This is a genomic window from Nocardia sp. NPDC051321, from assembly GCF_044455225.1.
Taxonomy (GTDB): Bacteria; Actinomycetota; Actinomycetes; order Mycobacteriales; family Mycobacteriaceae; genus Nocardia.
Window position 1 is genome coordinate 1 of the sequence record NZ_JBITEM010000007.1, and the last position, 13,077, is coordinate 13,077.

The following is a 13,077-nucleotide window of genomic DNA, read 5'->3' on the forward strand; positions in this document are numbered from 1 at the left end:
GCAAACGTCACGGCTTCCGCACACCCATCCACATCCTCAATGACATACTCACCAAACCACCCACTGTTGCATCGACCGCGTGAATCCGCCCAAGAACCGAACAGCACCAGTTCCCCCTCGATCACGCCCGGCGCGGTGGGTCAGGGTTTGCGGAGGGCGGACATGAACATGGCGTCGGTGCCGTGGCGGTGCGGCCAGAGTTGGGCGGTGGGGCCGTCGCCGATGTCGGTGACGCCGGGGAGGAGGTCTCGGGTGTCGAGTTGTTCGGCGCCTAGGCGGCGGACGGCGTCGGCTACGACTACTACGGTTTCCGAGAGGTGGGGGGAGCAGGTGGAGTATAGGAGGACGCCGCCTGGGCGGAGAAGATCCCATGCGGCGGTGAGCAATTCGCGCTGCAGGGTGACCAGTTCGGCGACGTCGGCGGGGGTGCGGCGCCAGCGGGCCTCGGGGCGGCGGCGCAGTGCGCCGAGGCCGGTGCATGGCGCGTCCACCAGGATGCGGTCGTAGCCGGGGGTGAGTCCGCTGTCGCGACCGTCTGTGACGTGGACGTCGACGGGCAGGCCGTGCACGGACTTGCGGACGAGTTCGGCTCGGTGTTCGGCGGGTTCGACCGCGTCGACGCGGAAGCCGTCGATCGCGGCGAGGGAGCCGAGCAGTGCGGCCTTGCCGCCCGGCCCGGCACACAGGTCCAGCCAGCGGCCGCCGTCCGGCCCGCGCAGTGGCGCGCGGGTCAGCGCGAGCGCGACGAGCTGACTCCCTTCGTCTTGCACGCCGGCCATGCCGTCGCGGACCGGTTCGAGCTTGCCGGGATCGCCGCCGTCCAAATAGACCGCGTACGGCGACCAACGGCCCTCTTCACCACCTGTGACCAGCGCCAATTCTTCGGCGGTGATTTCACCGGGCCGGGCAACCAGATGGACCGCGGGCCGCGCGTCATCGGCGGCCAGCGCGTCACGCAGCTCACCCGCCCGTGCGCCGAGCGCGTCGGCGAATGCCTGCGCGATCCACACCGGATGCGCGAACTCGAATGCCAACCGCCCCACCGGATCCGACGGCGCGAGCTGCTGCACCCACTCCTCGACCGTCTTCTCCCCGGCGCGCCGCAGCACCGCGTTCACGAATCCCGCTTTGCCCGCACCGAATTCGGCACGCGCCAAAGCGACCGAGGTATCCACCGCCGCGTGCGCTCCGATCCGAGTCCGCAGCAGCTGATAAACCCCGAGCCGCAACACATCGAGCAACGGCCCATCGATCTCCGCGATCGGCCGCCCCGCTCCCGCCTCGATCACCGCGTCGAGCAACCCGCGCGAACGGCACGCCCCATAGGTGAGCTCAGTCGCCAACGCCGCGTCCCGCCCCGTGATCCGCCGCTCCCGAAGCAGCCCGGGCAGCACAAGATTCGCGTACGCGTCCCGCTCCCGCACCGCCCGCAACACATCACGCGCGACCATCCGAGGCGCGTCGACAGAATCGCTCGCACCAGGACGTCCACCCGAGGCAGTTCCCCGATCCTTCGATCCGCCACCACGTTTCGCCGACGCGGCGGGCCGACCGGCCTGCTCCGAGCGGGAACCACCTCGAACCGCCCCGCCCCGGCCCGATTCCGATCGGCCCGCCGAGGTCCGAGCGCCGCTTCCGCTCGGCTTCGACGATCCCGTCCGCCGCGCCGGGCGGTCACCATTCAGCTCGTCGGAACTGCCCGACTTCGCCCGTGCAGGGCGCTGATTCGCGCCGCTTGGCCCTCCGCGAGAGTCCTCGCGCCGTGGGGCAGACTGTCGCGGCGCGCCTCCCGCACGGGCACTATTCGCTCTAGCGCCCGCACTCCCGCGCCCCGATTCGCTACCGTTCGACCGATCACCACGCGAACGCTCAGACTCGCGAGACTCGTTGCCGCGCTTGCGTTCCGGGGGCGTCATTCGACCACCGCGCGCTGCTCGAAACCAGCCCCGTCGGCCAGGGTAATCCCGCATCGTGCTGTCATGCTCCACCGCTCTCGTCGAGGTCGCGGCGCATCGCCACGGATAGAAAGACCGCGTGCCATCGGCCGCGCTCGGGTCTGACGATCGAGGATCGTCACTCGACCACCGCGCCCGGCTGCAATCGCGCGCCGCGCGCCCAGTCGAGGGCCGCCATCATGCGTTTGCCTTGCGGCTGAACTTGATCCAGGCGCAGGGCCGTCGTTGCGGTGCCGACGTAGACACCGGACTTGCGGACCTCGATGCGCCGCGGTGGCAGCTCTTCCTCGACCATTTCGACAGGACCGAGCTTCAGTCGATTGCCATCGACCTCGGTCCACGCGCCGGGGGCCGGGGTGACGGCGCGGATGCGGCGGTTGATGGCGAGCGCGGGCAGATCCCAGCGGATGTGCGCGGCGTCGGCGGTGATCTTGGGGGCGTGCGAGACGCCCTCGGTGGCCTGCGGAACCCCTTGCAGGGTCCCGTCTTCCACTCCATCGAGGGTCGCTTCGAGCAGTTGCGCGCCGCTGATGGCGAGCCGATCGAGCAGCCCGCCCGCGGTGTCGGTGACGGCGATCTTCTCGGTCACCATGCCGAACACCGGACCGGTGTCGAGCCCGGCCTCGATCTGGAAGGTGGACGCGCCGGTGAACTCGTCGCCCGCGTCGATCGCGGCCTGCACCGGCGCCGCACCGCGCCACGCGGGCAGCAGCGAGAAGTGCAGGTTGATCCAGCCGAGCCGGGGGATGTCGAGCACCCGCTGCGGCAGCAGCGCACCGTAGGCCACCACCGGACAGCAGTCGGGGGCCAGCTCGGTGAGCTGTTCGATGAACTCGGGTTCGGACGGTCGGCGCGGCGTGAGCACCGGAATTCCGTGCTCGTCGGCCAGCAGTCCGACCGGTGATCTCGTCACCTTCCTCCCGCGACCGGCGACGGCGTCGGGCCTGGTCACCACGGCGATGACCTCGTGGCGATCGGATTCGATCAACCGCCGCAGCGAGGGCACGGCCGGATCCGGCGTGCCCGCGAAGACGATGCGCATCAGCGACCTCGCCCGAACGGATTGGCCTGACCCGAACCACTGCGTATACCCACCCCGCCGGCCGCCGTCCCCCCGGCCGACCGCGACGGTCGCGCCGTCACACCCGCACTGAACCAATCGGATTCACGAATGGTCCGCATCGCGTCCTTGCGATCGGCCGGGTCGAGCCGATCGATGAACAGCACACCGTCGAGATGGTCGGTCTCGTGCTGCACACACCGGGCGAGCAGTCCCTCGGCGGTGAATTCGACCGGCGCACCGTGCATGTCGACGCCGGTCGCCCGCACCCGCAACGCGCGCCGTGTGTCGTAGCGCACCCCCGGAATCGATAGGCAGCCCTCGGGCCCGACCTGCTCCTCGTCACCGACCACTTCCCACCGCGGGTTCACCAGATGCCCCACGGCGTCACGAGTGTCGTACACGAAAACACGCAACCCCACTCCGATCTGCGGTGCGGCCATGCCGACGCCACCATCGTCGTGCATGGTGTCGGTCAGGTCGGTCACCAGCTGCTGCAGGTCCCGGTCGAATGCGGTGACCTCCGCCGCGCGGGCGCGCAGAATGGGATCGCCGAACAGGCGAACAGGCTGAATGGTCACGGCAAACTCCCGGAAGCGGACGAACACGGTCGTCTCATTCTAGTGAGACGACCGAATGTCCCCGATCCAGCAGCCCGAAGCTGGTAGAACTCCATTGCGGTCGGTCGGGGTGAGCTGTCCCCCGCCCGGCCGCCCTGCGCCCGGCTCTCTCACGAGTTCCCGGCGATGATCACTTCCGGAATACCGGTGCCGAGCATCACCGGACGGCAGACCGGCGCCGGGATGCTCGGATCCAGCACGGTCAGCAGCAGCTGCTGCACGTATGGGTCGTAAACCATGTGGAAGTGTCCGGTCAGGTCGACCGGGCACCGATCCTGCAAGGAGATGTTCTCCGCACCGGGCCCGCGCAAGGCGATGTTGCTGTTCGGCTGGATCATCTCGTCGACCTTGCTGCCGATCGTCGTGTACTTCGGCCCTGGCACGGTGTCCCCGCCCGCGTTGAGCTCGACCATGACCTGCGAACCCTGCGCCTGCTGCACCGCGGCGAGCGAGGTCACCCGCGCGAACGCCTGCAATCCGCCCGGCACCGCCTGCACGATGGGCACCAGTCCGTACATCACCCCGCCGTAGCTCGGTGACGCGAGGCCGATCCACTTGCCGACCTTCGGCGCGCCACCGAGCTTGTTCACATAGAACCGGGTCACCGTGGCGCCCTGGGAGAAGCCGACCAGGTCGACCTGGGTGGCGCCGGTCGCGGCGAGCACCTGGTCGACGAAGTCGCCGATCTGGTACGAGCTGAGCACCACGTCCTCGGTGCCGTAGCTGTCGGCCCCCGGGCTGCCGCCGTAGTTGAGCGCGAAAACGCAGAATCCGGCGGCGGCGATCTGCGGCGCGATGGCCGAGTAGTCCGAATAGGCGTTGGAATCGGTGCCGTGTGCGAGCACCACCGGCCGCGGGTGCGCGGCGTTCGGCTTGCAGCCGAAATCATTGGTGCGCAACGGAACCACGTTCGTATGATTCTTCAGATACGCTGCCGCGCCGAGATGATCGGACTGCGGCGGGCCGGGCTGGGTGGGGATCTCGGGTGGGCGGTAGCCGGTCGGCGCGGCCTGTGCCGCACCGGCGCCAACGATCGCAACTATGGCGAGTGCGGCGACCAGCATCACCCTACCCAAGTGTGAAATTCCCCAAACCCACAAACCCCGAAACTGTCGCATCTCACAATGATCTACTGAACCCGCCCCAAATGCGCGCTCCAGCGGGGTGTTTCACCCCCCGTTACTTTTCGGGGGTCTCATCTTCGGCCAGGATTCGGTAAAGGGACTTTCTGGTCTCGGTGAGCAGCTCCGCCGCCTTGGCCGCCTGACCGGGCGTACCGGCCTGCGCGACCTGCGCGACCGCGCCCATCAGCTGACCGACGAGTTCCCGCAGGTCGATGGCCTGCGCGCCAACGTCTTCCTTGACGTCCGCCCACGGGTCACCCAGTTCGTCCTTGTGCTCGGTGACGTAAGTGGTGCCCGTCTCGGTCAGCTGGGCCGTCTTGCGCCCGGCGACCTTCTCGATGAGGACAAGGCCCTCGTCCTCCAGCTGTGCCAGCGCGGGGTAGATCGACCCCGGGCTCGGACGCCAGACGTCGTCGCTGCGCTCGCGGATCTGCTGGATGAGCTCGTAGCCGTGCATCGGCCGCTCGGTGAGCAGCAGCAAGACTGCCGCCCGCACGTCGCCGCGCCTGCCACGACCGCCGCGGCCTCGACCGCGACCGAAGTGCGGGCCGAAGCCTGGCCCGAAACCTGGGCCGAAGCCCGGTCCGAAGTCGGGACCGTGACCGTGCCGTCCGCCGCGGCGGAATCGCTGACGGGGATCTACGTCCTCGCCCTGACGCTGCCAGGGGCCGCGCCGTCCGAATTCTCGATGTCCTTGGTTTTCCATGAATGCCTCCTCAGGCTCTCGTGTTCGTTTCATGTTATCGACGATATATCGCCAATGCATCGAACGCAAGGGTCGATTCGAGAAATCCTGAGGGCCCAGCGGCTCACGGCACCAGCGAGTCGATCCAGCGCGCCAGCCGATCCCCTTCCGTCACCATCAGATCCGGCTCACGAAAGGTGTTGGTGAGCAACGAAATTCCCTGGTACGCGGCGAAAAGTGCGACGGCGAGCTCCCTGGCGTCCGGGCGGCCCATGGCCTCGAACTGCCCCTCGATCCAGTCGACCAGCTGGCGCATGACGTCCGCTAGCTCGCGGTCGAGGCCGTCCGCGCGCTTGTCCAGCTCGGTGGCGAGGGTGCCCGACGGGCAACCGAACCGGGCGGCCGTCTCGCGCTCATCGACCCAGCCGCCGATCAGCGCTTTGAGCCGATCCGCTGGCGTCGGCAGCTGTTCGAGCATCGCGATCAGGACGCTCAGCGCCTGGTCGTGCGCGCCGATCGCGGCCCGGACCAGCTGGTCCTTGGTTTTGAAGTAGTAGTAGACGTTGCCGACCGGGACGTCGGCGGCGCGCGCGATGTCGGCGATGGTGGTCTTCTCGACCCCCTGCTCGTGGAACATGCGAGCCGCGGCGGCGCCGAGTCGCTCGCGTTTACCACCCTTCGGGCGATCCTGGGCTGCTGAGTTAGTCACGTAACTAACTATAGACATGCTGGGTGTTCATCCGATAGCTTCATTTAAGTCAGCCAACTAACTAAATGGAGTGAGCAAGATGATCGTGGTTACCGGAGCAACGGGAAATATCGGCGCGCACCTCGTGCGGGACCTGGCCGAGGCAGGTCAGGAGGTCACCGCGGTCTCGCGCGGCAGCAGGGACGTCGAATGGCCTGACGGTGTGCGCTCAGTGGTCGCCGATCTGGCCGATCCGGACAGCCTCGCCCCTGCCGTCGCGGGTGCCGACGCACTGTTTCTGCTCGTCACCGGCGAGCAGCTGATGAGTGGGCCGGATCCCGAGCGAGTGCTGGAGGTCGTCGCGGCGGGCGGTGTCCGGCGGGTGGTGTTCGTGTCGTCGCAGGGCGTGGCAACCAGGGCCGGTACCGATGGGTATGCCCGGCTGACCGCTTACGAGCAGGCCATTCAACGGTCCGGGTTGGACTGGACCATCCTGCGGCCGTCGGGCTTCTTCGCCAATACCTATGCGTGGGCGGAATCCGTGCGGGCCGAGCGGACGGTGGCGGCACCGTTCGGTGCGATCGGTTTGCCGTCCATCGATCCGGCCGATATCGCCGCGGTGGCGGCCGCCGCGTTGTCCGAGGACGGGCACGCCGAGCAGATCTACACGCTGACCGGACCCACCCTGAGCACGCCACGGGAGCAGGCCGAGGCGATCGGCGCCGCGCTCGGCGCACCGGTCCGATTCGTGGAATTGACTCGGGCGCAGGCGTATACGGGGATGTCGCAATTCATGCCCGAACCGGTGGTCGAGCACACGCTGTCGATTCTCGGCGAACCGACCGCCGCCGAGCAGGAAATCAGCCCGGACGTACGGCGTGTACTCGGCCGGCTGCCCGCGAGTTATGCCGAGTGGGCACAGCGCAATCGGGCCGTGTTCGCCTGAGCGGTGCTAGCCCGAGAGGTCGAAGACTCGAATGTGCTGCTCCCCCCGGCGATCCCGGACGTCGATGCCGAGTTCGAGCAGTTCCTCGTCGAGTTCTTCGACGTCGAGGGGCTTTTCGTCGGCGAGCGCGCGCCGACGGGCGCGCAGGGCGGTGTCGATGGCCTGCCCGGTCTCCGGGCGGCCCTCGACCCAGCGGATGTAGTCCGGGCCGAACGGGTCGTTCTGATCCAGCCACGGATAGCCGTGATCGCGGAAAGCGTTCTCGATGTCGGTGCGGCTCAGGTCGTTTGCGCCGAATCGCGCGAGTCGGCGTTTGTTCCGGTCGGTGAGCACCAGGTCGGCGCCCTCGCGGAACACGGCCGCGACTCGCTCGCGTGGCACGTGCTGCGCGCGACCATCTTTCACCAGCTCGACGTGGTCGTCGGCGACGGTGAGAACGAGGCTTTCGGTGCGGGCCGCCTCGTAAAGCACAACGCCCGCAACAGCTCCGACGAGCGTGGTGACCACAACGAGCCACCCCGCCGGCACGCTCATCGCCAGTTTGAGCGGGCCGGGGCTCCCGTCGAAGGTGTCGGTGACCCAGCGGCCGACGGGATGCACGGCGAACCCGATGCCGCAGCCGACGGCGAGCCCGCCAACCGCGAACAGCCAGGCCCAAACCCTGGAAAAGCGCAGCACGGTGGGCGCGGAGGTGGTCGTCATGGATGCTCCGTTTCGATCGGTCGCAGCAGCCGGGACACGGTCGCGCGCACCAGCGGGCGCGGGTCGTATGGGTCGGCGGGATCAGTGTTGAGAAAGGCGCCGTCGACGACGGCGAGAATCCAGCGCGCGGTTTCCATGGGTTCGAAGCCCGGGTCGATCTGCCCGGCATGGATACCGCGATCGAGTAGCGCGGCGAGGGCCTCGGCGCTGAGCCGCGCGTCGTCCAGCACGATCTTCGCCAATTCGTCGTCGTGGCCGAGGCGGCGCAGCAGTTCGAACATCAGCCCGGGTGCCGACGGGTCCAGCACCTCGCCGGCCAGGCCGTCGACGATGTCGAGAATGGCAGCGAGGCAATCGGTTCGGTCGATGTGGCGCGCGATGAGTTCGGTGTGCTCGGGAATCGACCGCTCGAAGATCGAGCGGAAGACGGCGGCCTTGTCCTTGAAGTAGTAGAAGACGCTGCCCGAGCTGAGTCCGGCGGAGCGGGCGATCTGGGTGGCCGTGGTGCGTTCGTAGCCGTGGTCGGCGAACAGTTCGGCGGCGGCCAGGGTGATGGCGCGGCGGCGTTCGGCAACACGATTCGGGTCGACGGTGCGGGCCATACGGCGATCGTATCATTAACTGATCGGCCAGTTAAAGAATTAACCGGGCTTCAAACGCGCGCTCGGCACCGGGGTGTTCGTGGTGTGCGACAGCAATCGGGAACGCGGCGGCAGCTACGACTTTGGGGTTGCCCGGTTGAGTTGCTCGCCACGGTCGAGCGCGAGATCGAGGCGGTGCCCGCCCTAGAAGACCGGGGTGGTGCGGGCGCTCAGTTCACACTTGTTGCCGAACGCCTTGCGCCAGTCCACCTGCTTGCCCTGCCAGGTGCCGGTCACCGCGGCATCGACCGGCTCGAAGACCTGCACGCAGACGGCGGTGGGATCGCCGGTGAGCTTGTCGAAGTCGCCACCCACCGCCGCCAACGCGGTGCAGGCCGCTTCGGCGTTGGCGTGATCGCCGCCGGTCGGCTCGCACGTCAGGGTCACGTGCGTCGGCGCCGACCCCGGAGCCGCCGGTGTGACGGTCAGGTTCAGCGTGGACTTCGGCGTCTTGGGATCGTCCGAGGAACAGGACGCCAGTCCGAGCGCAACGACCACAAAGCACGCGGTCGCGAAGGTGCGGCGAAGCGAGGGTGTCGTCATCGGTCCACTCAATCACGCCGCCCCGCACGTGCCCGTGAACTGCAGGCTAACTCGCCGCATGACACGCCGCGGGCGTGCCGACCGGCAACGTCTCGCAGGGCGTCAGCCGATGTCGACCGGGTCGATCTGTACGCGCAGTGGTGCGTCGGAGCGGTGGGTGCTGCGGATGGCTTGGGCCGCGGTGAGGGCGCGGGCTAGGGCGGCACCGGATTTGCGGTCTACGCGCAGGAGGATTCGTTCGACTTCGGCCGGGGTGTCGCCGGAGGAGAAGGGTTTGCGGGCGCCGGGCGGCAGGGGTACTGGACCGAGCACCTCGACTTCGGTGGGAAGGTCGGTGGCGGAAAGTAATTCGGCGATGGAGTCGGAGGTGCCGTCGACCGCCGCCATGCGGACGGCGGGCGGGAAGCCGACCTCGGCGCGGGACGCGCATTCGACCCTGGCATGGCCGACCGGGTCCCAGCGGACCAGGGCTTGCACGGTGGGGATGCCCGGATCGGCCATCACGATGACCTGACCGTGCGAGCGCACTAGAGTCGCGGCGGTCATCCAGCGGCGCAGCGCGTCTTCGGAGGCTCGCAGGTCGGCGCGGCTGAGCAGCGCCCAACTGTCGAGCAGCAGCGCAACACCGTAACCACCGGGCAGGACCGGTTCGGCACCAACGGTCGCGACCACCACCTGGGGGCCGGGTTCCACCGTGTCGAGCATCGCGCCACCACCGGACCCGCGAATCGGCACGCCGGGGAAGGCCCGGCCGAGTTCCTCTGCGGTGCGGGTCGCGCCGATCACCACGGCACGCAGTGCCCGCGAACCGCAGGACGAGCAGCGGAACGCCGCCTCGGTGATGCCACACCAGCGACAGCTCGGGCTGTGCGCGGCATCGCCCTGCGAATCACTGTGCCGCGCACGACCATCCGGCAGTGCCAACGGTCCGTTGCAATGCCTGCACCTGGCCGGGGTCCGGCATTTCGCGCAGGCCAGCGATGGGACGTACCCGCGCCGAGGCACCTGCACCAGCACGCCCGCGCCCTCCTTCAGCGCCGCCCGCGCCGCCGCGTAAGCCACGCCGGGAATGCGGACCGCGCGCGCGACCGGATCCCGCTCCATCGCGATATCGGTATCGCCGGGCACGCTGATCCGCGGCGCCGCATCGCGCACCACCATTCGGTCAGCTACCAAATCGTGCGCCCAGCCGGACTCGACTACCGCCTGGATCTCCGCGGTCCGCGCGAATCCGGCCGCGACGAACGCCGCCCCCGTCTCGTGCGACCGCAGCATCGCCACCTCGCGCGCATGCGGATACGGCGAACGCGGCTCGGCGTAGGTGTCGTCCCCGTCATCCCAAATCGCGATCAGCCCAAGATCTTTCGCCGGTGCGAACACCGCACTACGCGTCCCGACCACCACTCGTGCGGTCCCCCGCAATACCGCAAGCCACCGCCGATACCGCGCCGCCGGACCGAGCCCCGCCGACAGCCCGACCGCTGAATCCCCCATCAGCCGCGTACATTCCGCCAACACCCGATCCAGATCTCGCTGATCCGGCACCATCAAAATCGCGCTACGCCCCTCCGCTGCGACAGCCGCCGCCAACTCCGCCAACCGCCGCGGCCAGTCCTCCCCCGGCAACGCCTGCCACGCCGCCCGCGGCCCCTTCCCACCCGCCAACGCGGTCAGAAATGCTGGGCCGTGAATGTATCGCCCCCAAGGCCCATGGTCGACGGGGGCAGCGGCCTGCTCAGCACCGTCCGATCCCGACTCTCCCCCGCCCTCCTCGGAACCTGGTTCGTCCGACGGTTCGGACGGGTCTCCTTGCGCCGCTGCGGAACTAGCCGCATCCGCGGTGTCAGTGGCAGAACTCTCGTCAACCGCGCGACTACGCATCGCCGAATCAGACTCGACGCCTGCGGGGTCACCATCAGATGGAGCAGCGGGCAACGGCTCTGACGATGCGACACCGCCGGACTGCCTACGCGGATCTTCTTGCGTCGCCGCCGACCCGGAAGCCAGTTCGGCCGTGGCCTCGACTGTCCCATCGACTTCGATCGAATCAGCTTCGGCACCAGCGTAATCAGTAGTCGAGGGCACCGATTTCGATGACTTTGCCGACCGCATTGGCACATTCGCGCCGGACGGCGCGGGCCGGACAGGTGGCGACCCTGCGGAACCTGCCGCGTCGGAAGCGGCAGTGCTAGAACTCGCATCGATCGGAGCAGCCTGCGTCACCGAATCTGCCTCAGCATCAGCGGAATCGACAGGAGACGTTGCATCGGGCATAAAGTTGACCCGGAGTGGGGCTTTCGCGGCCGAATCATCTTGCTCAGCTTCAGAATCCGCCGACTTCTTCTTCGCCCCACCGACCTCGGTACGCGCATGACGGGGCGGAATAGCCAGGCGCAGGACGTCGGCGCGGGTGCCTGCGTAGCGGGCGGCCACCGCGGTGGCCAGCTGCACGATCTCGGGTGTCAGGACGCGCTCGGCGGAGACGACCCGTTCGAGTTTCACCAGTTTGCCGCTGTGGTCGCTGTGCGCGCGACGTTCCAGCAGGTACCCGTCGACCAGGCGTCCCGCGAAGCGGACCCGGACCCGGACGCCGGGCTGGGCGATGGCGTCCAGCTCGGGCGGGACCAGGTAGTCGAAGTCACGGTCCAGGTGGGCCGGAGACAGCAACGGGAGCACCCGAGCGATCGGGTGCTCCACGGCTGCGGGGCCCGCCGGCGGGACCCCCGGGATGGCGGGGGTGTCCGCCGCGGGTTTGTTCACTCGGTGCGGTCGGGCCTACAGGCCGACTGCGGCGCGGAGTTTGTCCGCCCGGTCTGTGTGCTCCCAGGGCAGGTCGACGTCGGTGCGGCCGAAGTGGCCGTACGCGGCGGTCGGCGCGTAGATCGGGCGCAGCAGGTCGAGGTCGCGGATGATCGCGCCGGGGCGCAGGTCGAAGACCTCGGAGATGGCGGCCGAGATGCGGGCCGGGTCGACCTTCTCGGTGCCGAAGGTCTCCACGAACAGGCCGACCGGCGCGGACTTGCCGATGGCGTAGGCCACCTGGACCTCGACCCGGTCGGACAGGCCGGCCGCGACGACGTTCTTGGCGACCCAGCGCATGGCGTACGCGGCCGAACGGTCCACCTTCGACGGATCCTTACCGGAGAAGGCGCCGCCGCCGTGGCGAGCCATGCCGCCGTAGGTGTCGACGATGATCTTGCGGCCGGTCAGGCCCGCGTCGCCCATCGGACCGCCGAGCACGAACTTGCCGGTCGGGTTGACCAGCAGCCGGATGTTCGAGGTGTCCAGCGAGGGCAGCTCGAGGTCGGCGATCACGGCCTCGACGACCTTTTCCTTGATGTCGGGCGCGAGCAGATTGTCCAGGTCGATGTCGGCCGCGTGCTGGGTGGAGATGACGACGGTGTCGAGCCGAACCGGGCGGTCACCCTCGTATTCGATGGTGACCTGAGTCTTGCCGTCGGGCCGCAGGTACGGCAGCACGCCGGACTTGCGCACCTCGGTGAGCCTGCGGGAGAGCCGGTGCGCGAGCGCGATCGGCAGCGGCATGAGCTCGGGGGTGTCGGTGGTCGCGTAGCCGAACATCAGGCCCTGATCGCCCGCGCCCTGCTTCTCGATCTCGTCGTCGGACCCACCGACGCGTGCCTCGTGCGAGGTGTCGACGCCCTGCGCGATATCGGGCGACTGCGCGCCGATCGCGATGTTCACGCCGCAGGAGTTCCCGTCGAAACCCTTTGCGGACGAGTCGTATCCGATTTCCAGCACCTTTTCCCGGACGATGCGGGGAATGTCGGCGTATGCCGAAGTGGTGACCTCACCCGCGACGTGGACCTGGCCGGTCGTCACGAGGGTTTCCACTGCGACCCGGCTGCGCGGGTCCTCGGTCAGTAACGCGTCGAGAATGGAATCGCTGATAGCGTCACAGATCTTGTCCGGGTGACCTTCGGTCACGGACTCACTGGTGAATAGCCGGCTGCCGGACGTGCGCACAGTTCTTCCCTCTCCCTCAACGGGTATTTCGTCTCGGTTTGCGACAGTAACGCGATGCCGTTGCCGCGCAACCCTTCATTCCAGACTATGGCAAACCACCGACGTACCGCGGCCCGAGAGACCACT

At 68.5% G+C, this 13,077-nt stretch carries 13 protein-coding genes; 2 read left to right on the forward strand and 11 right to left on the reverse strand.

What is annotated here, in order from left to right; genetic code table 11:
- Positions 1-140 precede the first annotated feature (140 nt).
- From ACIA8C_RS17490 to ACIA8C_RS17515, 6 genes are all read right to left on the reverse strand, one after another.
- Entirely contained in the window at positions 141-1,451 is a 1,311-nt protein-coding gene (locus ACIA8C_RS17490) for an RsmB/NOP family class I SAM-dependent RNA methyltransferase (RefSeq protein ID WP_397135735.1), read from the reverse strand.
- 622 nt (positions 1,452-2,073) lie between these two features.
- Positions 2,074-2,997, reverse strand: a complete 924-nt coding sequence (gene fmt, locus ACIA8C_RS17495; RefSeq protein WP_397135737.1) for a methionyl-tRNA formyltransferase — start codon at positions 2,995-2,997, stop codon at positions 2,074-2,076.
- The gene (gene def / locus ACIA8C_RS17500; protein WP_397135739.1) at positions 2,997-3,596 is read right to left on the reverse strand and encodes a peptide deformylase; all 600 of its coding nucleotides are present in this window, start codon (positions 3,594-3,596) and stop codon (positions 2,997-2,999) included. The genes fmt and def overlap by 1 nt, the downstream gene beginning before the upstream one ends.
- A gap of 149 nt (positions 3,597-3,745) precedes the next feature.
- Positions 3,746-4,699 (reverse strand): esterase/lipase family protein, encoded by a 954-nt coding sequence (locus ACIA8C_RS17505; RefSeq protein WP_397136541.1) that lies wholly within the window; start codon positions 4,697-4,699, stop codon positions 3,746-3,748.
- A 115-nt stretch (positions 4,700-4,814) separates the two neighbouring features.
- Entirely contained in the window at positions 4,815-5,465 is a 651-nt protein-coding gene (locus tag ACIA8C_RS17510) for a PadR family transcriptional regulator (protein ID WP_397136543.1), read from the reverse strand.
- A 103-nt stretch (positions 5,466-5,568) separates the two neighbouring features.
- Positions 5,569-6,153: a TetR/AcrR family transcriptional regulator gene (locus ACIA8C_RS17515; RefSeq protein ID WP_397135741.1), complete on the reverse strand. Its 585-nt coding sequence runs from the start codon at positions 6,151-6,153 to the stop codon at positions 5,569-5,571.
- A 79-nt stretch (positions 6,154-6,232) separates the two neighbouring features.
- Between ACIA8C_RS17515 and ACIA8C_RS17520 the strand changes: the two genes are divergently transcribed.
- A complete protein-coding gene (locus tag ACIA8C_RS17520; protein ID WP_397135743.1) occupies positions 6,233-7,078 on the forward strand; it encodes an SDR family oxidoreductase in 846 nt (281 codons plus the stop codon).
- A gap of 6 nt (positions 7,079-7,084) precedes the next feature.
- On the opposite strand, the gene ACIA8C_RS17525 is transcribed toward ACIA8C_RS17520, so the two are convergent.
- Positions 7,085-7,780, reverse strand: coding sequence for a hypothetical protein (locus ACIA8C_RS17525; protein WP_397135745.1), 696 nt, complete (start codon positions 7,778-7,780; stop codon positions 7,085-7,087).
- Positions 7,777-8,382 (reverse strand): TetR/AcrR family transcriptional regulator, encoded by a 606-nt coding sequence (locus tag ACIA8C_RS17530; protein WP_397135747.1) that lies wholly within the window; start codon positions 8,380-8,382, stop codon positions 7,777-7,779. The genes ACIA8C_RS17525 and ACIA8C_RS17530 overlap by 4 nt, the downstream gene beginning before the upstream one ends.
- Before the next feature lie 82 nt (positions 8,383-8,464).
- Between ACIA8C_RS17530 and ACIA8C_RS17535 the strand changes: the two genes are divergently transcribed.
- Positions 8,465-8,569 (forward strand): hypothetical protein, encoded by a 105-nt coding sequence (locus ACIA8C_RS17535; protein ID WP_397135749.1) that lies wholly within the window; start codon positions 8,465-8,467, stop codon positions 8,567-8,569.
- Here the strand turns inward: ACIA8C_RS17535 and ACIA8C_RS17540 are convergent.
- The 3 genes from ACIA8C_RS17540 to metK all read right to left on the reverse strand — a co-directional run bounded on the left by ACIA8C_RS17540 (position 8,566) and on the right by metK (position 12,951).
- The gene (locus tag ACIA8C_RS17540; protein WP_397135751.1) at positions 8,566-8,964 is read right to left on the reverse strand and encodes an SSI family serine proteinase inhibitor; all 399 of its coding nucleotides are present in this window, start codon (positions 8,962-8,964) and stop codon (positions 8,566-8,568) included. The genes ACIA8C_RS17535 and ACIA8C_RS17540 overlap by 4 nt on opposite strands.
- 102 nt (positions 8,965-9,066) lie before the next feature.
- Positions 9,067-11,724: a primosomal protein N' gene (locus ACIA8C_RS17545; RefSeq protein WP_397135753.1), complete on the reverse strand. Its 2,658-nt coding sequence runs from the start codon at positions 11,722-11,724 to the stop codon at positions 9,067-9,069.
- Between the two features lie 15 nt (positions 11,725-11,739).
- Positions 11,740-12,951, reverse strand: coding sequence for a methionine adenosyltransferase (metK, locus tag ACIA8C_RS17550; protein ID WP_396991002.1), 1,212 nt, complete (start codon positions 12,949-12,951; stop codon positions 11,740-11,742).
- Between the last annotated feature and the right edge of the window lie 126 nt (positions 12,952-13,077).

Excerpts from the sequence above, each read along its gene's own strand:
- fmt (WP_397135737.1), bottom strand. The coding sequence starts at position 2,997 with ATGCGCATCGTCTTCGCGGGCACGCCGGATCCGGCCGTGCCCTCGCTG.
- ACIA8C_RS17510 (WP_397136543.1), bottom strand. The coding sequence starts at position 5,465 with ATGGAAAACCAAGGACATCGAGAATTCGGACGGCGCGGCCCCTGGCAG.
- ACIA8C_RS17530 (WP_397135747.1), bottom strand. The coding sequence starts at position 8,382 with ATGGCCCGCACCGTCGACCCGAATCGTGTTGCCGAACGCCGCCGCGCC.
- ACIA8C_RS17490 (WP_397135735.1), bottom strand. The coding sequence starts at position 1,451 with ATGGTCGCGCGTGATGTGTTGCGGGCGGTGCGGGAGCGGGACGCGTAC.
- ACIA8C_RS17525 (WP_397135745.1), bottom strand. The coding sequence starts at position 7,780 with ATGACGACCACCTCCGCGCCCACCGTGCTGCGCTTTTCCAGGGTTTGG.
- ACIA8C_RS17505 (WP_397136541.1), bottom strand. The coding sequence starts at position 4,699 with ATGCTGGTCGCCGCACTCGCCATAGTTGCGATCGTTGGCGCCGGTGCG.
- ACIA8C_RS17540 (WP_397135751.1), bottom strand. The coding sequence starts at position 8,964 with ATGACGACACCCTCGCTTCGCCGCACCTTCGCGACCGCGTGCTTTGTG.
- ACIA8C_RS17520 (WP_397135743.1), top strand. The coding sequence starts at position 6,233 with ATGATCGTGGTTACCGGAGCAACGGGAAATATCGGCGCGCACCTCGTG.